At 38.8% G+C, this 23,581-nt stretch carries 26 protein-coding genes; 10 read left to right on the forward strand and 16 right to left on the reverse strand.

Features of this window, described 5'->3' with window-relative positions; all coding sequences use genetic code 11:
- Positions 1-31 precede the first annotated feature (31 nt).
- Positions 32-1,726 (reverse strand): L-lactate permease, encoded by a 1,695-nt coding sequence (locus tag V7654_RS17325; protein WP_335431933.1) that lies wholly within the window; start codon positions 1,724-1,726, stop codon positions 32-34.
- A 321-nt stretch (positions 1,727-2,047) separates the two neighbouring features.
- On the opposite strand from V7654_RS17325, the gene V7654_RS17330 reads away from it, so the two are divergent.
- From V7654_RS17330 to V7654_RS17345, 4 genes are all read left to right on the forward strand, one after another.
- Positions 2,048-2,779, forward strand: a complete 732-nt coding sequence (locus V7654_RS17330) for a FadR/GntR family transcriptional regulator (protein WP_335431934.1) — start codon at positions 2,048-2,050, stop codon at positions 2,777-2,779.
- Between the two features lie 182 nt (positions 2,780-2,961).
- Positions 2,962-3,678: a (Fe-S)-binding protein gene (locus V7654_RS17335; protein WP_335431935.1), complete on the forward strand. Its 717-nt coding sequence runs from the start codon at positions 2,962-2,964 to the stop codon at positions 3,676-3,678.
- A gap of 57 nt (positions 3,679-3,735) precedes the next feature.
- Positions 3,736-5,166, forward strand: a complete 1,431-nt coding sequence (locus V7654_RS17340; RefSeq protein ID WP_335431936.1) for a LutB/LldF family L-lactate oxidation iron-sulfur protein — start codon at positions 3,736-3,738, stop codon at positions 5,164-5,166.
- A complete protein-coding gene (locus tag V7654_RS17345) occupies positions 5,160-5,882 on the forward strand; it encodes a LutC/YkgG family protein (protein WP_335432025.1) in 723 nt (240 codons plus the stop codon). Before V7654_RS17340 ends, V7654_RS17345 begins: the two co-directional genes overlap by 7 nt.
- 68 nt (positions 5,883-5,950) lie before the next feature.
- Here V7654_RS17345 and V7654_RS17350 read toward each other — a convergent pair whose 3' ends face one another.
- The 3 genes from V7654_RS17350 to V7654_RS17360 form a co-directional block, all read right to left on the reverse strand.
- On the reverse strand, positions 5,951-6,727 hold the full coding sequence (locus tag V7654_RS17350) for a 3-hydroxybutyrate dehydrogenase (protein ID WP_335431938.1): 777 nt from the start codon (positions 6,725-6,727) through the stop codon (positions 5,951-5,953).
- Between the two features lie 124 nt (positions 6,728-6,851).
- The gene (locus V7654_RS17355) at positions 6,852-8,171 is read right to left on the reverse strand and encodes a GntP family permease (RefSeq protein ID WP_335431939.1); all 1,320 of its coding nucleotides are present in this window, start codon (positions 8,169-8,171) and stop codon (positions 6,852-6,854) included.
- A 380-nt stretch (positions 8,172-8,551) separates the two neighbouring features.
- Positions 8,552-9,916 (reverse strand): sigma-54 interaction domain-containing protein, encoded by a 1,365-nt coding sequence (locus V7654_RS17360; RefSeq protein WP_335431940.1) that lies wholly within the window; start codon positions 9,914-9,916, stop codon positions 8,552-8,554.
- A gap of 268 nt (positions 9,917-10,184) precedes the next feature.
- Here V7654_RS17360 and V7654_RS17365 point away from each other — a divergent pair, with 268 nt between their 5' ends.
- A complete protein-coding gene (locus V7654_RS17365) occupies positions 10,185-10,355 on the forward strand; it encodes a hypothetical protein (protein ID WP_335431941.1) in 171 nt (56 codons plus the stop codon).
- Between the two features lie 301 nt (positions 10,356-10,656).
- Here the strand turns inward: V7654_RS17365 and lepB are convergent, their stop codons facing one another.
- Together lepB and V7654_RS17375 are read right to left on the reverse strand one after the other, a co-directional pair.
- The gene (gene lepB, locus V7654_RS17370; protein WP_335431942.1) at positions 10,657-11,202 is read right to left on the reverse strand and encodes a signal peptidase I; all 546 of its coding nucleotides are present in this window, start codon (positions 11,200-11,202) and stop codon (positions 10,657-10,659) included.
- 150 nt (positions 11,203-11,352) lie between these two features.
- A complete protein-coding gene (locus V7654_RS17375; protein ID WP_335432026.1) occupies positions 11,353-11,763 on the reverse strand; it encodes a barstar family protein in 411 nt (136 codons plus the stop codon).
- A gap of 414 nt (positions 11,764-12,177) precedes the next feature.
- Here V7654_RS17375 and V7654_RS17380 point away from each other — a divergent pair, with 414 nt between their 5' ends.
- Entirely contained in the window at positions 12,178-12,321 is a 144-nt protein-coding gene (locus V7654_RS17380; protein ID WP_335431943.1) for a hypothetical protein, read from the forward strand.
- A 196-nt stretch (positions 12,322-12,517) separates the two neighbouring features.
- Here the strand turns inward: V7654_RS17380 and V7654_RS17385 are convergent, their stop codons facing one another.
- Together V7654_RS17385 and V7654_RS17390 are read right to left on the reverse strand one after the other, a co-directional pair.
- Positions 12,518-12,892, reverse strand: a complete 375-nt coding sequence (locus V7654_RS17385) for a VOC family protein (protein WP_335431944.1) — start codon at positions 12,890-12,892, stop codon at positions 12,518-12,520.
- A gap of 153 nt (positions 12,893-13,045) precedes the next feature.
- The gene (locus V7654_RS17390) at positions 13,046-13,486 is read right to left on the reverse strand and encodes a GNAT family N-acetyltransferase (RefSeq protein ID WP_335432027.1); all 441 of its coding nucleotides are present in this window, start codon (positions 13,484-13,486) and stop codon (positions 13,046-13,048) included.
- A 171-nt stretch (positions 13,487-13,657) separates the two neighbouring features.
- Between V7654_RS17390 and V7654_RS17395 the strand changes: the two genes are divergently transcribed.
- Complete coding sequence (locus tag V7654_RS17395; RefSeq protein WP_335431945.1) at positions 13,658-13,909, forward strand: WGxxGxxG family protein; 252 nt, start codon at positions 13,658-13,660, stop codon at positions 13,907-13,909.
- A gap of 218 nt (positions 13,910-14,127) precedes the next feature.
- On the opposite strand, the gene V7654_RS17400 is transcribed toward V7654_RS17395, so the two are convergent.
- Positions 14,128-14,421 (reverse strand): hypothetical protein, encoded by a 294-nt coding sequence (locus V7654_RS17400; protein WP_335431947.1) that lies wholly within the window; start codon positions 14,419-14,421, stop codon positions 14,128-14,130.
- A 693-nt stretch (positions 14,422-15,114) separates the two neighbouring features.
- On the opposite strand from V7654_RS17400, the gene V7654_RS17405 reads away from it, so the two are divergent.
- The gene (locus V7654_RS17405) at positions 15,115-16,560 is read left to right on the forward strand and encodes a PQQ-dependent sugar dehydrogenase (protein WP_335431948.1); all 1,446 of its coding nucleotides are present in this window, start codon (positions 15,115-15,117) and stop codon (positions 16,558-16,560) included.
- Positions 16,561-16,804: 244 nt separating this feature from the next.
- Here V7654_RS17405 and V7654_RS17410 read toward each other — a convergent pair whose 3' ends face one another.
- The 3 genes from V7654_RS17410 to V7654_RS17420 all read right to left on the reverse strand — a co-directional run bounded on the left by V7654_RS17410 (position 16,805) and on the right by V7654_RS17420 (position 19,130).
- Positions 16,805-17,365 (reverse strand): hypothetical protein, encoded by a 561-nt coding sequence (locus V7654_RS17410; protein ID WP_335431949.1) that lies wholly within the window; start codon positions 17,363-17,365, stop codon positions 16,805-16,807.
- Positions 17,366-17,800: 435 nt separating this feature from the next.
- Entirely contained in the window at positions 17,801-18,238 is a 438-nt protein-coding gene (locus V7654_RS17415) for a GlcG/HbpS family heme-binding protein (RefSeq protein WP_335431950.1), read from the reverse strand.
- A gap of 385 nt (positions 18,239-18,623) precedes the next feature.
- Complete coding sequence (locus V7654_RS17420) at positions 18,624-19,130, reverse strand: GNAT family N-acetyltransferase (protein ID WP_335431951.1); 507 nt, start codon at positions 19,128-19,130, stop codon at positions 18,624-18,626.
- A gap of 378 nt (positions 19,131-19,508) precedes the next feature.
- Here V7654_RS17420 and V7654_RS17425 point away from each other — a divergent pair, with 378 nt between their 5' ends.
- Positions 19,509-19,751, forward strand: coding sequence for an MEDS domain-containing protein (locus V7654_RS17425; protein WP_335432030.1), 243 nt, complete (start codon positions 19,509-19,511; stop codon positions 19,749-19,751).
- A complete protein-coding gene (locus tag V7654_RS17430; RefSeq protein WP_335432028.1) occupies positions 19,735-20,049 on the forward strand; it encodes an MEDS domain-containing protein in 315 nt (104 codons plus the stop codon). Before V7654_RS17425 ends, V7654_RS17430 begins: the two co-directional genes overlap by 17 nt.
- A 102-nt stretch (positions 20,050-20,151) precedes the next feature.
- On the opposite strand, the gene V7654_RS17435 is transcribed toward V7654_RS17430, so the two are convergent.
- The 4 genes from V7654_RS17435 to V7654_RS17450 all read right to left on the reverse strand — a co-directional run bounded on the left by V7654_RS17435 (position 20,152) and on the right by V7654_RS17450 (position 23,271).
- The gene (locus tag V7654_RS17435; protein ID WP_335431952.1) at positions 20,152-20,658 is read right to left on the reverse strand and encodes a GNAT family N-acetyltransferase; all 507 of its coding nucleotides are present in this window, start codon (positions 20,656-20,658) and stop codon (positions 20,152-20,154) included.
- A 79-nt stretch (positions 20,659-20,737) separates the two neighbouring features.
- Positions 20,738-21,166: an NUDIX hydrolase gene (locus V7654_RS17440; RefSeq protein ID WP_335431953.1), complete on the reverse strand. Its 429-nt coding sequence runs from the start codon at positions 21,164-21,166 to the stop codon at positions 20,738-20,740.
- 238 nt (positions 21,167-21,404) lie between these two features.
- Complete coding sequence (locus V7654_RS17445; protein ID WP_335431954.1) at positions 21,405-21,932, reverse strand: CueP family metal-binding protein; 528 nt, start codon at positions 21,930-21,932, stop codon at positions 21,405-21,407.
- 154 nt (positions 21,933-22,086) lie between these two features.
- Positions 22,087-23,271, reverse strand: a complete 1,185-nt coding sequence (locus tag V7654_RS17450; protein WP_335431955.1) for an MDR family MFS transporter — start codon at positions 23,269-23,271, stop codon at positions 22,087-22,089.
- Between the last annotated feature and the right edge of the window lie 310 nt (positions 23,272-23,581).

The raw sequence follows: 23,581 nt of genomic DNA on the forward strand, positions 1-23,581 counted from the left end.
GGATTATTTTGTATTTTTTACAAATCTTTAATTACGGAATCATCCATGATAGAACGCTATTTTGCAAGAATGTAATAATGCCGACCAGCGTTACCAGGAATAAGCTATGTTTAATCGTGAAGCGGAACAGATCGGATTCTTTTCCAGCAAGTCCAACTGCTGCGCACGCTACTGCGATTGATTGCGGCGAAATCATTTTACCAGCAACCCCACCTGAAGAGTTCGCTGCAACAGCAAGAACAGGATCCATGCCAATTGAAGTTGCCGTAATCTTCTGCAGGTTTCCGAATAAAAGGTTCGCTGATGTATCAGATCCTGTGATGAATACTCCAAGCCATCCAAGGAATGGAGAGAAGAATGGGAACAATACAGCACCAGTTTTGGCTAGAGTTAAACCTAATGTAGTACTCATGCCAGACGCGTTTGTCACATATGCGAATCCAACAACAGAACCAATCGTCAGAACAGGATACTTCAATTCAGTCATTACCTCACCGAAGGTTAATGCCCAGTTCTTCCAGGAGATGCCTACAATGAATTTAGTAATGATGGCTGCGATTAAAATCGCTGTCCCAGCAGCACCCAGTACTTCCAGCTTATAAATTGCAGCAATCGGATCGCCTGCTGCATTGATAATTTTATTGTTCAAGAAAGGTACTTCCGGTACAAATGTTAAGGCATGCCCAATTGAGTTGATTGCCTTTAATAAAGCGTTTGAACCTTCATAATGTCCTGTAAGAGCAAGCTTGATCGTCGGAATGCCCCAAACAGAAATAATAGCAGTCAAAACAAGGAATGGAGACCATGCTTTGAAGACTTGAGCTCCAGTATTGGTTTGCTGTTTTTTGGCTGGCATTTTTACAGCTGCAGTCGCTGCTAACTCCTCTTCAGCTGCAAATTTGAAAATTGTTTTAGGCTTCCAAAACTTCAGGAAGATTGCAAGTGCGAACAAGGAAACGAGTGCAGAAAGGATATCTGGAAGCTCTGGTCCAACAAAGTTAGAAGTCAAGTATTGAGTAAGTGCAAATGAAACCCCTGATACAAGGATCGCCGGCATTACTTCTAAAGCTCTCTTGAAGCCTGCCATGATAACGATTAAGTAAAATGGAATGAATACAGATAAGAATGGCAGCTGGCGGCCGACCATTTTGGAAATTTCCATTGCTGGAATCCCTGTTGGCCCTTCAACCGCGATGATTGGAATTCCGATTGCACCGAAGGCTACTGGTGCAGTATTTGCAATTAAACAAAGTCCGGCTGCATAAAGAGGATTAAAGCCTAATCCTACTAAAAGTGCTGCTGAAATGGCTACTGGCGCTCCAAATCCTGCTGCTCCTTCAAGGAACGCACCAAATGAGAACGCTACCAAAAGTGCCTGCAAACGGCGGTCTTCTGTGATCGATAAGACTGAATTCCGAATAATGTCGAATTGTCCTGTTTTAACAGTCAGTTTGTACAGAAATACGGACGTAATGATGATCCAGCCGATTGGCAAAATACCATAAACCGCACCTTGTGAAGCTGACATGAGTGCCATTCCGGCAGGCATTTTAAAAGCAATAACCGCTACAAGAATTGCAACAGCAAGAGTAGTCAAGCCTGCAATATGCCCTTTCATTCTTTTAATCGCAAGGGCCCAGAAGAAATACAAAATAGGAATCAGTGCAACGAGTGCCGATAAGGCGAGGTTATCACTTACCGCTGTGAAATTTTGTGTGAACGACATAATTTACCCCCTATTATCAAGTTGTCATAATGAAACAGTTCCCCAACTGTTTGGTCATCCCCTTACCGAGTAATCGCTTACATATTATGATAAGGTCATCTGATGACTAGGTCATTAACATGACTGTTATTTGAATTATAGGGTTCCTTCTACAAAATTTTCAATATCTTTTTTTAAATTTAGTAAAATATATTTATATCTCCATGTGATTTTTTTAACTGTAATTTACCACTTTAAACCCATTTCATGCTTAAAGAATCTTCCCCTTCCCGCGAAAAATTGTATAATGGGTGGTAAGAGAACAAACTTGGGGGCTTTATATTGCAATATAAAAAAATAAAACCTAAAAAGATATATGAAGAAGTGGCAGAAGCGATTCATGGCATGATTCGCTCAGGACAATTACAGCCTGGTGACAAACTGGATTCAGTACAGCAGCTGGCAGAAAACTTCCAGGTTGGCCGTTCCGCCATTAGGGAAGCGCTTACTGCTTTAAGAGCAATGGGATTAATTGAAATCAGGCAAGGCGAAGGAACATATGTAAGGGAATTCGAATCAGCGCAAATCAGCTTCCCTTTATCCACTGCCATCCTGATGAATGCTGAAGACACAGCACATCTATTAGAGGTTCGTAAAATTCTTGAAGCGGGAACTGTCTTCTCTGCGGCACAGAAGCGCACCGACATTCAGCTGAAGGCTATGGAAGACGCTTTGGAGGAAATGAAGCGCGCAAATGGCAATGAAGAGCTTGGTGAAAAAGCAGATTTGCAATTTCATTTGGCCATTGCCGAGAGTTCGCAAAATCCATTATTAATCAGCTTAATGAATCATGTTTCCGGCTTAATGGGTGAAACAATGAAGGAAACACGACGCCTCTGGCTTTACTCTAAACAAACAACTACTGATCGTCTTCATGATGAGCACTACGCCATTTTTCAGGCGATAAAAGAACAGGATGCAGAAACTGCGAGAAGCCTGATGCTTAGTCATATTGAAAATGTAGAGGATATCCTTCACAAGTACATCAACCAGTCAAAATCAAATACACTATAATCTATTTACCATGCCTCACCACAAGAGGTGTGGTTTTTATTTTCATAAAAAAATTCTGAAACCCCTTTCAAAAAAACACATTTTTATAGTAGTATTGAAATTAATTAGAGCACGCAGTTTTCAGGTCATCAGATGACCTGTTAATCTATGTGTATATCAATCGTGAGGAAAGAGGTTGAACAATGAAGGTAACTCTTTTTGCAACTTGTTTAGTCGACATGTTCCAGAGTAGTGCGGGCAAAGCCACAGTGGAGCTGCTGGAGAAGCTTGGATGTGAAATCGAATTCCCAGAATCCCAGGTTTGCTGCGGTCAGCCAGCCTATAACAGTGGTTATGTTAAAGAAGCGAAAGAAGCAATGAAATCGATGATTGATACATTTATAGATGCAGAATACGTTGTATCTCCTTCTGGCTCATGTATCACTATGTTCCATGAATACCCACATGTATTCAAGGGAGATCCTGTTTGGGAGCCAAAGGCTAAGAAGCTTGCGGCTAAATCCTTTGAATTAACTCAGTTTATTGTGGATGTCTTAAAAATTGAAGATGTTGGCGCCCGTTTTGAAGGCAAGGTTACATACCACACATCCTGCCACATGACTAGATTGTTAGGTGTCAAAAAGGCTCCTATGATTCTATTAAGCAATGTAAAGGGACTTGAGTTCACAGAGCTTCCTGGCAAGGAGCAATGCTGCGGCTTCGGCGGTACTTTCTCTGTCAAGATGGCCCAGATTTCTGAGCAGATGGTTGATGAAAAGGTCATGCATGTAGAAGAAACAGGAGCACAGTATTTAATTGGAGCAGACGCTGCCTGCCTTATGAACATCGGCGGACGGATTGAAAGGCAAGGAAAGCCGATTAAAGTTCTCCATATTGCAGAAGTATTAAACAGCCGATAATCACTCTAACACAATAAAAAACTATTTTTCCTGATGAAAAAGGAGGGAATATTTCGCATGGCAATGAAGATTGGAACTGATAATTTTAAAGAACGTGTCGACACTGGCATTAATGATTCGTTCATGCGGGGCGCGGTTGCTGGTGCCCAGAACAGCATGGGCGTTCGCAGGCAGAACGCGACTGAGGAACTGGGGAATTGGGAAGAATGGCGTAGTCATGGTGAAGAAATCCGCCAGCACGTCCTTGAAAATTTGGACTATTATCTGGAGCAGCTTAGTGAAAATGTAGCCAAACGCGGAGGGCATGTCTACTTTGCCAAGACTGCAGAGCAGGCAAATGAGTATATAAAAGGTGTAGTTGCTAAAAAGAATGCCAAAAAAGTCGTTAAATCCAAATCAATGGTAACAGAAGAAATCAGCCTTAACGCAACACTTGAAGAGGCTGGCTGCACTGTCGTTGAAACGGATCTCGGGGAATACATCCTCCAGGTGGATGATCATGATCCGCCATCACATATCGTCGTTCCTGCCCTCCATAAAAACAAGGAGCAAATCAGGGACGTTTTTACAAAGAAGCTAGGCTATCAAAAAACGGAGAAGCCGGAAGAACTAGCCTGGCATGCACGCGAAATGCTGCGCCAGGAATATTTGACAGCAGATATCGGCATCACAGGCTGCAATTTCGCGGTTGCTGAAACAGGCTCCTTCAGCCTAGTGACCAACGAAGGAAATGCAGATTTGGTTACCTCCCTCCCAAAAACCCAGATTACGGTAATGGGAATGGAGCGACTTGTGCCGACATTTGAAGAAATGGAAGTCCTCGTCAGCCTGCTGACAAGAAGCGCCGTCGGCCAAAAGCTTACAAGCTATATCACTGTCCTGACAGGTCCACGTGAAGAGCATGACGTTGATGGACCAGAAGAGTTCCATCTTGTCATCGTTGATAATGGCCGCTCTAAAATTCTTGGCGGTGAATTCCAATCTGTCCTGCAATGTATCCGTTGTGCAGCATGTATTAATGTCTGCCCTGTTTATAGACATGTTGGCGGGCACTCGTACGGTTCCATTTATTCAGGCCCTATCGGCGCTGTTCTGTCACCATTGCTTGGAGGGTACGATGAATTCAAAGAGCTTCCATATGCTTCTACCCTTTGCGGAGCATGTACAGATGTATGCCCTGTAAAAATACCGCTGCACCAGCTTTTGCATAAACATCGGCAGGTCATCGTCGAGCAGGAAGGCAAAGCGCCAATATCTGAAAAACTTGCCATGAAGGCATTCGGACTTGGAGCTGCTTCCCCAATGCTTTACAAGCTCGGATCCAAGGTTGCTCCTGCAGCCATGAATCCGTTCACTGTCGGTGATAAAATATCAAAAGGGCCTGGCCCGCTAAAAGCATGGACAGAAATTAGGGAGTTCCCTGCTCCTAACAAAGAAAGATTCAGAGACTGGTTCAAAAACCGGGAAAAAGGAGGCAAAGAATCATGACAGGAACAATCCAGAACCGCGAAGCCTTTTTAGATCAAATTGCAAGCTCACTCGGAAGAGGCCGATTGTCCAGCAGTGTTAAGGTGCCTGCCTGGAAACATCGCCCCCAGGACCAGGTTTTAAACGGAGCCACTCCTGATGAATTGATTGAGGTATTAAAAACTCAATGCCTTAAAATTCATACAAGTCTTGTCATGACTGATTCGAAAAATTTGCCTGAAACATTGAATGAGGTTGTGTCAAACTATGGAGGCGGCCCAGTCGTTTCCTGGAAGGATGACCGTTTTTCAAAATGGGGACTCGATTCTCTGATGAAAAATGAATGGCCATCAAATAACGTTGAAGTTTATGAGTGGGACCATACTAAAGGTGAAGAAAATATCCGCCAGGCAGAAAAAGCGAATGTCGGCATCACAATCAGTGAAATGACCCTCGCCGAATCTGGTACGGTTGTGTTATTCAGCGATAAAGACAAAGGCCGGACAGTCAGCTTCCTTCCAGCCACCTACATCGCGCTTATTCCTAAGAGCACCATCGTACCAAGGATTACACAGGCAGCGCGCAAATTGCGCGAATTGCATCACTCTGGCAAACAGGTAGCATCATGCATTAACTTTATTACCGGTCCAAGCAATTCAGCTGATATTGAGCTGAACCTGGTTGTCGGCGTCCATGGACCAGTGAAAGCAACCTATATCGTGATTGATGACCTTTAAAAATTACCATAACCAAACCTTTTATAAAAAATGAGCCGGCTTCCTTCCTTGGATGCCGGCTCATTTTATTATTGAATTGTATAGCCGCCGTCAATGACTGCAGCCTGCCCGGTAATTCCTTTGGCTGCATCGCTGGCAAGGAACAAGACATAATGAGCGATTTCCTCGACAGCCAGAAGCCTCTTTTGGGGAACAAGAGGGAAGATGACTTCCTCGAGAACTTTTTCAAGCGGGACATTGCGGGTTTCAGCAAGGTCTGCTAACTGGTTTCGAACTAGTGGCGTATCCACATATCCTGGACACACTGCATTTACAGTGATCCCATGCTGCGCTGCTTCAAGTGCTGCAACCTTTGTTAGGCCGATGACTCCATGCTTGGCACTGTTGTATGCTGCTTTACCTGCAAAGCCGACGAGCCCATTGATCGACGCCATATTTATCACGCGGCCGAAACCCTGCTTTCTCATGACAGGCAAGGTGTGTTTCAAGGCTACAAACGGTGCGGTAAGCATGACATTTATCAGCAATTCAAATTTTTCCGTCGGGAAGTCCTCGATCATCGAAACATACTGTAATCCAGCATTATTAATGAGGACATCAACCCGTCCATATTGCTCAACGCATTTCGCAACAGCCTGCTCGATCTCTTCTTCATTTGTGACATCGCATTTCAATCCTGCAGCCTCAAATCCAAGCTCTCGAAGGGTAGCTGCTGCAGTCTCGACGGCATCAGCCTGCAAGTCTGTAAGGAAAACCTTTCCACCTTGTTCAGCAAAGCTTTTGCCTATTTCATAACCGATTCCCTGAGCGGCACCGGTTATGAGCACTACTTTATCTTTTACCATCATGAAACTCCTTTCCGTTAGGCTGATTTCCTAAACTTTGATGCAATTTACTTTTAAAATGGCTTTGGCAGCTTTCGATTGCAAAACAAAATTGGAATGGCTAAACGACACTAACATAACTTCCTTAAATCCCCACACCAAGTGAGAATAGAATAATAGCCAGAACAACACCAAGTGCTGGTACAATGACGGTCAAAGCTCCAACCGGATTATATGCATCCTGATGGGATTCTCCGCAAATTGCCCTAACCGTAGTAACTACGTAACCGTTATGCGGAAGTGAGTCAAGCGCACCAGAGGAAATGGCCGCAACCCTGTGAAGCGCTTCTGGATTTACACCCATATCCATATAGTGTGGTGCCAAAAGTGGCAGTGCGATTACTTGGCCTCCTGAAGCTGAACCAGTCATACCTGCAATTACACTGACTGCGACAGCAGCACCGATTAACGGGCTTCCCGGAATATTTGTCATTGCCTCAACAGCTGTCTGGAACGCCGGCACTGCTTTGGCAACGCCGCCGAATCCTACAACAGCGGCTGTATTACCGATTGCGATCAAGGCACCAAGTGTTCCTTCGGAAATCGCCTCCCAGAAGTTTTTGAAGTATTTACGGTTTAACACATAAGTAGCGATGACCCCTCCGAGAAGTGCAATGATCAAGGCAGATTGTTTTAAAGAATCATGGAAAACAAATGCAATAACGAGAACGACTAGCAAAGGAATGAGACCCATCCATGGATTAGGCAAAGTGCGTTTTTCATTGATAGGATCAGATTCCCTGGAAACAAATTTTTCTCCATTGGCAATAGCTTTTGTGATCATCCGTTTCAGCCACCAATAACCAAAAATCATCATGAAGACAGCTACAATTAAGCTGACCTCCCAGCCTGCATATGGAGAAGTGTTCAAGAACTCAATTGGAATCCAGTTTTGGATTTCTGGAGAACCTGCAGAAGTCATCGTAAAGGTTACAGACCCAAATGCCAGTGCAGCAGGGATAAAACGTCTTGGAAGATCTGCCTGCCTGAACAAGCTAAGTGCCATTGGATAGACGGAAAATGCAACGACGAACAAACTTACACCGCCATACGTTAAAACCGCACAGGCAATAACGATTGCCAAGACAGCATATTTCATGCCGAACTTTCCGACGATATACTCGGACACACTATCAGCCGCGCCGCTATCCTCCATAACCTTTCCAAATATCGCTCCAAGCAAGAACATCAGATACCATGAAGTAACAAATCCAGAGAAACCAGCCATATAATTCCCGACAAAATTGGCTGCTCCTTCTTCAGCAAGCTGCGGAAATAGCGGCATACCGCTAAACAACGCCACAAATAAAGCGGAGATTGGACCGACAATAAGTAAATTCATACCCCTCATCGTCAGATAAATTAATAATGCCAATCCGCCAATCAAACCAATCATACTTAGCATTCCTTTTCCCCCTTGTTCATTTAGTAATCTTCATAAAGATAACCCAGCAGTTGTTCCACCTCACTTCACAAAAAAATGTCAACGCTTACATTAAACTTGATGACTTGAAACAATGAAATAAAATTGCTGATAAATACTATTGCAACTTTCGTGCCAACTTTTTTACTGTGCAATGCACGACTTTTATTCTAAATTTTCAGTTATTTAATTCCGGATTTTCGGATTCTATTATTTTTTCTTCCACTTACATTAATAGAATTTCTTCTTAAAACCCTGTCCCGTTTCGATTGGTTTATTACCTTTCTTACAGTGAAAACCTTCATATAATTTAATAGAAAAATAAAAATCCGAAAACCCGGACACCAATCCGGATTTTCGGACTATAATAAGCCGAATTTATTCAGTTTTTCATAAAGAGTGGACCTGCTCACACCGAGTTCTTTAGCCACAAGAGTTTTGTCATTATTATTCCGGTCGAGACTTTGCTTCAGAACCCACTTTTCCGTTTCTTCAAGAATGTCCTTCAGCTTCTTGTTATTAAATCGGTAGAAAACGTTCTTTGTTAGCAAATAATCTGGCAAGGAATCAAGTGTGACTCTCTCTCCTAATGTCAGATGGACGGCGGCTTCGATCACATTTTCAAGCTCCCTGATATTCCCCGGCCAGCTATAGGATTTGAGAATGGCCATTACCTCATTATCGATTCCTGCGATTCGCTTACCCAACCGGTTTGTGACTTTCTCGATAAAATGCCTGATCAGCAAGCTCAAGTCCTCTGCTCTTTCTCTTAGCGAAGGCACACTGAAAGGAACGACATTGATCCGATAAAATAAATCCTCCCTGAAGCGCTTCTCTTCAATCATATTTTCCAATGGCCTGTTCGTTGCCGCAATGATCCGGACATCAACGGATACAGACTTTGTTGACCCGATAGGTTCTATTTCACCGTCCTGCAGCGCTCTTAAAAGCTTTACCTGCATGCTAAGCGGCATATCCCCAATTTCGTCGAGAAACAAAGTCCCCCCGTCAGCGAGCTGGAATTTCCCCTTTTTCCCACCTTTTTTTGCACCTGTAAAAGCTCCTTCCTCATAGCCAAAAAGCTCTGATTCAAGCAAATTCTCTGGTATCGCACCGCAATTCACTTTTATAAACGGCTTTTGGCTCCTGCCGCTCAGCTGGTGGATGCTGTGGGCAAATAATTCTTTGCCTGTACCACTTTCTCCTCTGATTAAGACGGAAATGTCACTATTGGACACCATCTTGACTTTTTCTTTTAAACTTAAAATCTGCTTGGATTCCCCTAAAATATCATCGAGTGAATATTTTACCCCAGAATCGATTTTCTGAATGTACGGCTGCATCCGTGTCAGCAGGCTTTTTACATGGCTGTCCATCTTCATCCATTCCTGAGTGTCCCTAAAAAATACGGTACCGAAGGCCGCAATTACCTCTCCATTTTTGATGATTGGAACCCGGTTGGCAATCATATAATTACCTTTAATATATTGGAGGTCGGCTAATTCTTCCTTGCCAGTTTCAGCGACGATATGCATCCTTGTGTTCTCGATTACCTCCGTAACGTGCCTTCCAATCGTTTCTTCACGGTTCACCTCAAGGAACTCACAATAATTGTGATTGATGTAAATAATCCTGCCTTCTCTGTCGACGACGACGAGCCATTCGAAGGCATTCTCGACAATTGTTTCTATAATGTCAGCTGGAATATGTAAAAGCTTTGCATTCATTATTCGTCACCTAGTTTTTCTTTTCATTTTATCATACTTTTCTGATAACTAAATTTTTTCGAGAAGAAATAATAGGGGACAAGGGGAGGATCACCAATAATGGATTTGCTTTTTGCTATCGTGCTTTTATATTTACATAATTAAAATAGAAGGTTCCAATCGTTCATAAAATCGCAACATCTGTCCCCCTTTTCTGTGACTTATATCACTCAGAAATAACTAAGAATTTCTTAAAATATCCTTAAGTTCATTAAAAGGGGGAAATACCATGTTTGTAGCTTGGTTTATTACAATCAGTGTATTTTTAATTTGTATTTATGCAACAATAGCCATTATTGATGGCGTAAAAGAAAAAGATCAATATGATTTAGAAATCTTACAATCCCAATATAAAAATATAGCGATATGCAAAAAAGTCATAAAGAAACAAATAGCATAAGTTTGCATAAAAACCATCTTTAAATTTTTTAGCAGTAAAGATAGATAAAAAGAAAGGATAGATGAACAGGAGCGTATACCTGGTTACATCTATCCTTTTTCTATGGTTTTTGCACTTTTTTTTTTCAACTAAAGCACCCGATAGTTTAAGTACATTTGTTCACAAACTTAGCTTTAATATAGGAATGCTGCCCCGTTTGTTATATAAGGAATTCAACAAAAAAGATGGTTAACCCTTCCTGGATCAACGTACCCGATGGTTTTGAAGAAGAGACCAATCCAACTTTATGCATAAGCAGAAATTAGTTATTTACGATTTTAATTTCTTTTATCGGATAATAAATAACATTTGTTGTCCCTATTACCTTTTCCATTGGTATCGCTCCTATAACCCGGCTGTCTTTGCTTTTCCTTCTGTTATCTCCCATTACAAATAAACAATCTTTAGGGACAGTATTGCTACCTACTGCGGTTTCATTTAAAGTGAAAGAGCCTGTTAATGTTCCTCCATTTAGTTTTTTCTTATATTTTTCTAAATAAGGTTCGTTATATGCCTTACCATTTATATATAAAATATCATTCTTATACTCAATACTCTCACCTGGGAGTCCAATTACACGTTTAATGTAATCCGTACCGTCTGGGGCGTGAAACACAACAATATCAAATCTTTTTAGTTCCCCAATTTTGGTTACAACCATACGGTCCTTATCCTGTAAAGTGGGGTTCATTGACTCACCGTCAACAACAATGGGGGTAAAGAAAAAAGAGCGAATAAGAAATGCTATAACAAGAGCACCCATTATTGATTTAACCCATTCAAACGTTTCATTTTTCTTCTTTGTCATAACTCATCCTCCCTTAATATTCATCTGAATTCATATCCTCATTTTACCATATTTGTCTGGGTATATATTATTTTTCTGAAGCTATCCTGCTCCGTTTGTACAATAAGAACTTCAACAAAAAGGGCGTTAATCCTTCTGGATCAACACCGATTACAAATCTCTATCTTTATTGAGCCATTCTTCATTATTCCATTCGGCAGACATTCCACCTAAAACTGGGAAATCAATTGTTGCATCATTTGATTGCACAAAAGCAAGTAGCTTAAGATTCTCTTCTTCAAGTAAAAATCTCCAAGCATTGGTCTGAATAATATTTAAAATTGTACGTGCAGCATAGTTGTCCTTAATAGCAAACTTGTCATAGTTTTTATATACTAATACGATACCAATACCCTCAGTAGTCATATCCGAAAGACAGTCATTAAATGCATCTAAATTTCCCCCATAATAATCTGGAAAATTTAAGACAGATGCCAAATCATTGTGGTAATTTTGTAAGCTCCATTCAGAGCAATCTAAAGTATAAATCTCAAACCCTTCGCTTGATATATCATTACGTATTTATCTAATATTTCGTTTCTCCTAAAAAGCTTAACTGAGCCATTTAGTAAAAGTTTTCTCCATAATTCCATTCTATCTCCTCATACATTGAAAAGTTTCCGAACGTTTTTAAATTTATTTTATGATAACTAATTATTGAACTAACCTCACCCGTTAGATTATGGTTGCTTATTAAACTATCCTGCGCCGTTAGTCGAATAAGAAAATAATTGATTAATTTGCAGCAAATTCCTTAATGAAAGCTAACCCGTTACTACAATAAGAAAAGCCAACAGTATCTTTGACAGATCTTCCACATAAGCACTCTGTAAGTTAATCAAGCACTCTTCTTGTATGAACATCCTCTTCTTATTCATAAATAACCAAGGTTTGGTTATAAATAAGATAGATACTTTGGTAAAAGGGGGCTGCCTTATGTTATTTGGATTGAAGAAAAAACTTGCTACAATCTTTTTTATGGCTATTGGAGCTGGGATACTTACCACCCTTTATACTTCTATACTATTTCTTTATGTTTATAAAATTGATAAAAAAGTAAATAAGCTAATTAAACGCTAGGTATATACTTCCTAGCCTTTAGTTACTTTCATTGTTATTTTTGTCAATTGCAAATTTATAAAGAGATGAACTTTACTCTTCTTTTTCCACAAACCTGCCCCTTTACTTCAATAAGAAAAAAAGCATTCTTAATTAAAGAATGCCCCTTTTAGTTTAAGTGTGACCTTCCACTAAATATTACCTTTATATATATTTCTTACCAGTGTACTTGAAGTTTATTGCCATTTAAATCAAAAAAGTGAAAAAAGGCATGTCCGTTATCCTCTTTTATATCCTCAACCTTAACACCATTTTCAATAAGGTGTGTATGAAATTTAGATAATTCTGGACTTGTAAAACCAATGCTAAAGGCTGGGACATTACCAATTGTAAAATGTGCAAATGTATCATCTTCAGTAGGAACTAAGATAAGTAAAAAAGGTCCCTCATTAACTTTTATAATGGCAAATGGATCCTCAGTAATGGTTAATAATTGAAGCCCTAATATATCTCTATACCATTGTGCAGACTGCTCTAAATTTTTTACCGGAATTCTAATATAATGTACTTGTTCAATAAATGAATTACTCATAAACTACCTCTCCTTTATTTAGTATGGTTTATCAAGTAATTCCCTTTTCATATCCCTTTTCCCTTCCGATTTATTGAACTAACCTGCCCCTTTAGTTCAATAAGAACTTCAACAAAAATGGGCATAATCCTTGCTGGATCAACGCTCCTTTAACTAAATATATAGGGAATAAGTAGGCTCCCCATATGTTAGGATATTATCATTTGTAAATCCCAATTTTGTATAAAATAATTTTCCTGCATCGTTTTCTGGATGTACGGTTAAACGAAGTCGATGACAAGAAGGATGGCTAAATTTAATATACTTCACTAACTCCTTAAATGCTTCGGAACCAACTCCTCTTCTTTGATATCTTTTATCAATGAAAAAATGGAAAACCCAATATTCTTCTATGCTTTCAGGGATATAATGCAGATTGAAAAAGCCTGCCATCTGCTTTTCATCAAAAATACCATATGGTTCAACGACTTTACCATCTGGTCTGATATATGCCTTAGCAAGTGCAATAGCTACAGGAGGTGTAACAGAAGCGACAAACTTTTGTTGCTCAGGATGTACAGATAGGGCAAGAGCTTCTCGCCAGTTTTTTTGAATTTATTTTTAAAAGTTTTATGTTAGACATTTTGTAACCACCCCTTTACAAAGCTATTGTTGTTCAATTAACCTGTCCCGTTTGTTCAATAAAATTAATTCCTTCACAAAACAGTATAAAGTTATTTTTTTCGGAAACATTAAAGCTAATGAAAATGAAAGGGGTGAAATATGATGCTTAAGAGAATTCTTAATTTGTTTGTTGCACTTACAATTTCTTTTGTCATGCTTTCCGAGTTAAATGTTAACGCGCAAAATTATAACAATAACAATAACAATAACAATAACAATGATACCAACGGAATCGCTCGAATATCTCAAACAGGAGATGTTAATGATGACGATGATACCGATTGGGGTTGGGTTGGGTTACTTGGATTAGCAGGCCTGTTAGGATTAAGAAGAAGAGATGACAGAAGAGATTAGACAAAGTTTAATTCTAACGATTTAATTTTAATCAAATTAAAATTTTATATTAACAAAATAGGGTCCTTTGGATCCTTTTTCAATTTTTGCCTTCACTTTATGAAACACGATATTAATAATTGTATATTCACCACCGCAGGGCTTTCATTTCCTTGTTCAACTATCCTGCCCCGTTAGCTCAATAAGAGAATTCTACATTTTGACTGTTGATTGTATAACTAGCGACCCTCGCTATTTAGCTTCTTTTTCATTGGTACTCCAATTAAGTACTCTTCAACAGTCCAATTATGGACTGGATTATTTTTTCTAAGAGGCTTAATGCACTGGTGTTCAAATACACTGTTAAGACCATGCCCCTTGCTTTTCAAGTAGTTTCCAATCCTTTGCCTTGCCTCTTTTAACCCCCCATATTGCATACCAGTGATTTCAATAATTGGTTCGGGTTTGCCGCTTTCATGCACAATATACTTCCCTGATTCTTTATCCCCTTTGATGGTAAAATAACTTCCCATTTTACGCCCTCCATTGCATTGATACTTTTATTATAGCGACTAAAAACATCAATTTTGGAAAAGTTTCATAATCTTTACATCATCCCTTACATTTTTGATTTCTCGTAACCTTTGTAGCATAAGACATTTGTTTTTATTCTCTTTCTACTTCAACTAAACTGCCCCTTTAGCATAATAAGGAATTCAACAAAAAAGGCGGTTAATCCTTCTGGATCAACGCACCCGTTTGTTAAGAAAAGGAGCTGCTGCGACAACTCCTTGATCTTTAACTCTTGCACCCGTTACTTAAAGTACACTTCTTCAAAATCTTATCTTATACCTCCTTTATGATAATTCTTTTATATACCAAGTGTCACAGCCTTTATGCTTTGATTCAACTAATGCCTTTTCAAGTTGTTAAAAAAATTTGATGTAAATGAGATGAGCTGCATGGAGTTTCCTCAATGTTTCTATGTAACAGTATGTATAATAATGTTCTTTGGCGTAGTCGAGTGCTACTTTCATCTGCTCCTTGGACCTGCCTATTCCTTGAGCTCCGGATGTAATGTATAGCCTTGCAGCTTACAAATCCCCCCTCTTCTTTCCAAATGGTTCAATGTCATTGTTAGATTCCCCGGTCCTAATTTGGTACTAATAGAATAGTTCTATTCATATTCTTATAAAAGAAAACAATAAGAAGGAGTGAATAGTTAGTTGATGAAAGTAAAGGTTAGTTTACGGCCCATTGTAAGTAAGATAAATTTACCCACTGTTTTGAAAACTACTATACCTCCGGGTGACTCAATTGAAAGATTATTTATTGCAACCCAGGTAGGAGAGATCTTTTATATAAGAGACGGAGTTATAAGGACTTTTTTAGATATTCGACCTCGTATCATAAAACTTGGTGTTTCTGGTGGTGGATATGATGAACGGGGATTGCTAGGGCTAGCGTTTCATCCCGAATTTTATAATAACGGTCTGTTTTATCTTCATTATTCAGTAACTGGAACACAAGGTCCAGGTGCTCTTCTTGATTCAGAAGCTGCAAGACAAGGTCTTCCTAAATTTTTTAATCCTAATCCGTGTGACCCCAGAACCTTAAACCTAAAGTGGATAAATAGAGAAATTCAATATGATCATATTGATACAGTTGAAGAATGGATTTTACAATCGAATGGTCAACCTCAAAAACGGCGGACATTACTTAATTTAAGAAGACCATTTTTTAATCATAATGGTGTCAACAGCTTAAACTTTTCACCTGAAACAGGAAAACTTGTTTTAACAACTGGAGATGGTGGATCAGGCTATGATCCATTTAATTTAAGCCAGGATGATATGGAAATCGCTGGTAAAATAATTGAAATTGATGTAGTTAAGTATACATTTATCAATAATCCACCCGTAGTCACACGTTTTAATGAACTTCCCGCACCTATTCAGGAGGCGCTTACGGTGATTGCCAAAGGGGTACGCAATATACCTGGCATTTCATTTCAAAGGTTTTATAATCAGTATATCAAATATGTAGGAAATGTCGGACAGGATTTAGTAGAGTCGATTTTTTCATTCGTTCATTATAAACCAATACCGGTTACTCAGCTTATTCAAGCTTCTCTAATGGAATCTGAACCTGACCAAGAAGGATTTATTAACTTTGGCTGGCGAGGGTGGGAAGGTGCTTTTCCTGCTTCGATTATAGGGGGCTGCTCTGCAAATCAGACTTTGGACGAGAAAACAATTGCTTATTACAATGAAGCAGTAAAAACATCAGTTCGGCGTCTTCAGCCTCTAACTAGTTATTTTCATAAAGATCCACGACCCGATAAGTTTGGAGGAACTGCACTTACAGGAGTCCAGTCATACATGGGGAATGGAATTCCTGATTTAACGGGAAGCGTTGTGTTTACCGATTTTGCCCGGGATGAAGAATCTCAACCTCCGGTTAGAGGGGTTTTAGCTTATACCAGGGTAAGAACAGATTGTAAACTAAATGATTTTAGTGTTATTGAAACCGATTATAATTTTGGGGCTCAATCAGCTTATTATGTAAGCTTGGGGACGAATTTGGCTCACTCCAGACTATATTTAGCGGTTTATGGCTCTATGAATGTGACTGATTTCAACAAAGGTACTGTTTTTGAAATTGTTCAATGATTAATAACTATAAAATTTGACTTAATACCAGAAATATCCCTTTCTTGAATATAATTGAATCGAAATATAAAACAAACAAGAGAGCAATCATGACCCCTTGTTTGTTTATTTTTCCGGGAATTTAAAAGCCTAACCCCTTGATTTCAACCCAAATATTTGCAACGCGGGTTAGTTACCCCGTTGAATTTGAAAAGGTTTTAATAGACTAGTGCTGCTACGAATACAGGGGTATTTCGTAAGATCACTAAGTTATAATTGACTTTAATCTTTTAAAAAAGAATAAGGCCAACTCAACCCATAACATGCTATAAAGGAAAGCGAATAAAGAAACACTTCCTGTTATAAGGAACGAAAAGGAATCGGATACGGTTGGGCCAAGAACGGGAAAGTGGAAAACATATAGCAGAATCATGATTCCAATAAATAAGGAAACTGCACCAACACAAATAATGCTTAGTCGCTTCCCAAAAAAGGAAAAAGCTGCACCAATTCCAATACCTAACAAACCTGTTGTAAAAGGAAACACGATTAGTTCACTTGGCTGCAGAATAAGCAGCAATAGAATAGTAAGAAAATAAGACATCACTCCAATCGGAAGGGAAAACATGGCACAAATCAGAATGGGCTGAGTGGCAAATGGGCTGATCAAATACCCGAGTCCTGGTAAATAGCCACCTGTTGCCTGAAGTACAGCAGCCATACAGGCGAGAATAGATCCGAAAATAAGCCTCTTCGTTTTGGTATGTTTACGAAATTCTAATTGGGCAAATTGAACATCATCTGAAATTGATTTTAAAAAATACATGGTCCACCTCATTCAAATCAATTTTTAGATACCATACAATATATTAACCTTTTAATAGAGGTGGAACTTTGATTCGAAATTCATCAAACCATACCCTTGTACCTACTCCCTAGTGATTTTCAGTCTATATTAACGTTTTGATCGCTTTTTCAATTTCCTCTATAGAATCATTCGGTTCAAATCGTTGTTAAAAATTCCGTAATAAGTGGGCAACACCTTTAGACAAAATTTATGAATGGTGAATAAAAAGACCCTAATAGATGACATGTGCGAATTGGCTTGTTAATTCCATAACTAAAAAACGACCGATAACTGTCGTTTGCTTTGTAAATCAAGCCTAAAATATATATATGAAATTATTCTAAGATAAATCAATTTAAGCTAAAACTTATGAAAGCATTTTTGAAGTGATTTATGAAGTAAATGAAATTGCTATCATATTTGGGGATGAGAAAAACCGTGTGCATACAAACTCTCAAATACTTGAACAGCTGATTTTGCAACCTCCACATCATTTTCAACAGTGCTACCGCTCGCTCCAACCGCACCGATAACACGACCTTCTAGTACAAGAGGAATTCCTCCGCCAAAAATAACAATACGTCCATGGTTTGTGGTGTTTATTCCATACAATTCTGCATTGGGAACCGCCAATCTAGCTAAATTTAAAGTAGGCATTTTCAAGGAAACAGAAGTCCAAGCCTTATTCTGAGCTATTTCAATACTTGCTATCCAAGCATCATTCATACGGTGACAAGCGATTAAATTTCCACCTTCATCAACAATGGCAATAACTTCTGAAATACCAAGTGCTCTTGCTCTTCGTTCTGCACCTTTTATTAACTTTTTTGCAATATCTAACGTGATTATCACATTACACTCTCCTTTGTTGGGCGAATTTTTAGTACGATGAATAATTTTTTTAAAAAAATTAAGTCAACACAATTGACCGTTAATTATCATTTATTTGGGATTTTACATTATACGAAAAAATGTGGAAGTGGTGTCAAAATGGAAGAGAAGGTGTTTGGATAAAAACAAGTTACGATTTATCAGAACTTATTGCTGTGTAAGTAAAGAAAATTAAAAACCTTTAAGCTAAAATGTGAGAGGGTACAGTTATTTTAAGAAAAAAAGCCCGTCTCTTATTAATAACGGGTTGGATAAGATAAAGAGTAATCGAAGTACCCTCTAATTAAACTCAAGCACCCGATAGTTTAAGTGTAACCCTTCACATACTTCAATTTAATCATTGATTTTAAATAGACAAAGAGTAAACATACACTTCTTTTCCCCATTTGTTTATAATTTTTATCTCCTGCATACCAATTCGTTTAGCGACTTTAGTTGAAGGAATATTATTTACATCGGGCAATGAGACCAACCTATTTAATTTTAATCGTTCAAATCCGTAATTCTTACACGCTAAAGCTGCTTCTGTTGCATATCCTTTCCCCCACACACGCCGAACAAATAAATAACCTATTTCCATCTCCATTACGCCCTCTACTTCTTGAGGCACAATACCACATTGTCCAAGAAATTCTCCAGTTACTTTATCTTCTACTATCCATAAACCAACCCCATATTCATCATAATTTTTTAGGGTCCAATTAATCCATTCCATTGTTTCACTTTCGTTTTTGGTTGAAGGATAATACCGCATTGCTACTGGATCCGAAAAGATTTCCACCAAATTTCCAGTATCTTCTTTAGTCATTCTTCTTAAAATTAACCTTTCCGTGCATATAACTGGATTGTCCATTTTTCTTTCCTCCTACATTTATTTTTATGTGAATTCTACATAATTAATGGTATATCCTTTGCTAGAACCTTATTCCACTAACCTGCTCCGTTTGTTCATTAACCTCAGTAAAAAAGGGCGTTAATTCCTACCTTCATTAGTCTCACCTCTGAATGAACAATGAACGCAGCTCATTATGATCTTCAACTTTTGCACTCCATTTCTTCACAATCTTAGCGTTTTAAGACTTTTTCACTCTCAATTATTACAGGATAATGCCCTGTTAGCTTAATTAATGTTTCCTTTCAGGGGATTTTTGCTGGCGAAATCCATTTCAATATCTATGTATGATAAACTTGATTTACAGGCTTTATATGTCTATATCAATGGGGTGCACAGTTGGAAAGTACGCATTTAATAGAAATTAATGAAATTCAAAACCTTGCCAAGGGACATGTATTATATTTTTTCGATAATCAGGATCAGTATATTTCAAATGTGGTTGACTTTATCATTTCCGGTTTAAAACTGAATGAATATTGTATCATTCTAGAAAATGATCGAATTACTCCGTTGATTAAAAAAAAGACTTACTGTGTTAGTGAATGGAAGTCGTTTAGAAAAAGTGACGTTCGTCAATAATTATGACTTCTATTATGCCAAGGGAGACTTTAGAATTAATTCTATTTTCGATTATCTCCCTAACTTAATTAAATGTAATTCAGAAGTGGATTTAGTTGTCCGAAGTTGGGCTCATGTAGAATGGAGGGATGAGCGGGAAGTAAGTAAAAATATATTGGATTCTGAAAATGAAGCGGATAAAATTGTTACCGTAACAAAAACTCTTTCTGTTTGTGCCTACGATTCAGAAAGAGTTAGTAAAGAATTTAAGGAAGGCCTTCTAACTTGCCACAACTTTCTTATAAATGAGAAGGAGTGAAGTAACAGGACAAACATATTATTTCGTAGACCAGCCGGATAAGGACTATTCACGAATTCAGGCTCAACTTTAACAGTTGTTTTACTGAACTAAACTGCTCCTTTAGTTGAAGAACGGGTTTTTCATTTTTTTATTTTTGGTATCTTGATAGGCATCATTTCCAATTCTACTAATTTCTTTAAAGCCAATTTTCTCAAGCATTTTTCTCGAACGAATATTAGCCTTGTGAGTTTCTGCGTCAAATATTGTAATATCTAACTTCTTGCTGGCAAAATCCATCATACATTTTGTAGCATAAAATCCAATGCCTTGTCCCCATAGCTTACTTTCGCCAATTGCAATGCCAATTTCAGCGATATTATCTTTAATTGAGGCTAAGTCTACATATCCAACTATTTTCTTATTAATCTCTATTCCCATTCGAACGAAATCTTCAGATTGATTATTTATACAATGAAGCCACCACTGATACAATTCTTCTGTATTCCTATTTTTCTCCCATCCATTTGCTAAACAAAAAATGTCATCCTTACTCCATTTTAAAACATTACTAAAATCATCTATGTGTAAAGGTCTAACTTTTATGAAGTTTTCTCCTTTAGTCTCCATATTCATTTCTCCCTTTTAACGAACCCCTTCTTCAACTGCATCAATAGTGCAATAAAAAGTTTTGCATCCATTTTGTGTTCTAAAGCAAAGGTAATAATTCCTCTGGAACCAACCTTAATTTATTATTGGTAAAATCGCTAATTGACTTCCAATACAATGTGAATGTTGCACCGTTATCCTCCTTCCCCACGAAATAAGATTTGTCATAAAAGAGCTTATTAACAAATTCAGCATTATATACAAAGACTATTTCGTGCCCAAGGTCACCGTTATATGTAAATATATTTTCAACTACTCCTAAGAAGTTGACGTTAGTTATGCTTGCTCCGATCTCTTCAAGCACTTCTCTCTTTAATGCATTAGCACTTGTTTCGCCATATTCGATTCCTCCGCCAATAGGACGATAATAATAATCTTGTTTTACCTCGTCAAAGCCTTCGCATACAAGTATGGAATCATCTTTTCTGAACACACATATAGCAATTGCTCGAATTTGGCCTTTTTTCATTTTATTTCTCCATTCTCCTTTTTAACTATCCTACTTCTTTTTTTCAATAAAACAATTCCACAAAAAAAGCGTTAATCCTCCCTGGACCAACGCATCCTTCCTGGATCTACTAATTCATCATATTGGTTAAATTGCTCGTTATCTAATAAAAAAAGCAGCCGATTCAGTGGAGAATCAGACTGCTAATCGTATGCTATCTATTTTTTGATAACAGCTTCTTTATTATTGAGGTGCTTTTTTACATCAACTGCATGGTGGTAATACATGTAGCATCATTTTCGTAGGTAGAGATTTCTGATTCCACCTGTTTGCCATTGTGCTCGATCGTTACCTGATACTTTTGGTCACGCGGCAGCCACAGATCGATAAAACCATTTGGCTGAGACTTCAATGTTTCGTCAACGATCACATTGCCGTCCATGTCTTCAATATATACATCAAACTCTTCTTCAGCCATTTCACCTTGACAACCTGTCAAGCTATGATTCGTTCAAGGATGGGTTTGATTTTCATATGGTGCGATTGAGACGAAGAAGTCCTCTTCAGATAAGTCATAGACCTGCTTGTCTCCCTCACTGTCAGCAATGACCAGTTCGTGTGAGGTGATGGAAGCATTATCGCTTTTAATCTTGCCCGCGCTGTAATTACTCACCAATTCCTTTATGTTTTGCTGCTGTTTTTCCGTTTTTGCAGATTCTTCTCCGCCATTACATCCAGTTAGCAAACCGGCAGCCAAAAACGCAACCGTAAGGAGTTTCACTTTCAACCCATTCACCCCCTGTCTTTCAAATTAGGATTATATCACATTTACACATTCCTATATTAGACGTAATATATGCATTTTTTATCGAGAAAAAATGCATAAAATGTGAACATTAAAAAAGAAGCTGGTTGACTCGTTCCAGCTTCTTTCATAATCTTTATGCTCTTGCAGCCACACTCGGCGCTTCCTTTATTTTACGGTCATAAATCACCGTTGTAAAAATGCCGATAAACATTAGGCCAATCAGCACGGCGAATAGCATCGGCATGCCATTCACGTCTACTAGGATTCCACCCATCAGCGGGCCAATCATCCTTCCGCCGGTAGCAGTGCTGTTGACGATTCCCTGGTAAAAGCCTTCACGCCCTTTTGGCGCCAGAGTGTTTGCGATGGTTGGCACTGCCGGCCAAATCAGCATCTCGCCAATCGTCAGGATGACCATCCCGGCGATAAACCCTGAAAATTGCTGTGCACCTGCTGCAACTGCATATGAAACCATGAAGATGACCATTCCGATGACGATTTGCAATTTAAGCTTGTTTTGAAATGGCTTGATCAGTTTATTGACAACAGGCTGCCCTAATACAATCAGCGCTCCGTTGATTGTCCAGAGAATGCTATATTGATTCAACGTTATATTAAGCTCCTGTGTATAGGCAGCAATCGTAGTCTGCCATTGCACATATCCTACCCAGCAAAGAAGATATCCGATGGATAAAATCAATAAAGCATACAGCTTAGTACGGCTTTTGACCATTCCATTTTCCTGCAGAATGTTAGTTTGCATGGCAGCACGTGTATCGATGCTGCGGTAGCCAAAAACAGCAATCATCAGGAAAATCACATACATAACTGCATTTGCCATGAAGATCAGCTGAAATGAATAGGAGGCAACAAGTCCGCCTAATGCGGCCCCAATAGCCACCCCGAGGTTCTGAGCAACATATATGGCGTTGAACGCTTTTCGCCCGCCCTCTTTCCATACTGATCCTGCCATAGCATACATAGCCGGAAATACGATTCCCGAACCAAAGCCGACCAATGTTAAAAAGAAAATATATTGTGGCCAACCCGGCCAGAAGGTAAGCCCAATCAGTGAAATAATCGTTATGCCGATTCCCAGCATGATTGACTTGTAGCCGCCAATTTTATCAAAAAGGCTGCCGCCAAACAGATTCCCGGCTACGCTGGCAGCAGAATTTAGCATTAAAACGATTCCGGCAACCGATAACGACTTGCCGAGGTGATCATGGATATAGATTGTATTTAAAGGCCATAAAAAAGAAGAGCCAGTTACATTGACTGCCATCCCGATAATTAAAAGCCAGAGGGCTCTAGGCATAAAAAACGCCCCTTTGCATGTTATAAATTTCGAATACCAAAGTAATTTTAGTGGTTTTTATCTAGGGTTGCAATAGGTATTTTTATAGTGTTTTAAAGTGGGAATTTTCTATTTTTTCAGGGCGGAAAATTGGAAAAAATAGCTGATAATTACCATGTTGCGGGATTTCGACAAAAAGTAGCGGAATAAGGATGTATTCTTGCGGAATGAAGGCTCTTTCTTTCGGGAATTCGACAAAAAGTTGCGGAATCTAGAATACCTTCTGTTTTTTGCAGGTTAGTAAACTGGAAAATATCGCCGAATTTTTCGG

Origin of the sequence: Bacillus sp. JJ1609 (assembly GCF_036967045.1) — a bacterium.
GTDB lineage: Bacteria > Bacillota > Bacilli > Bacillales > Cytobacillaceae > Mesobacillus.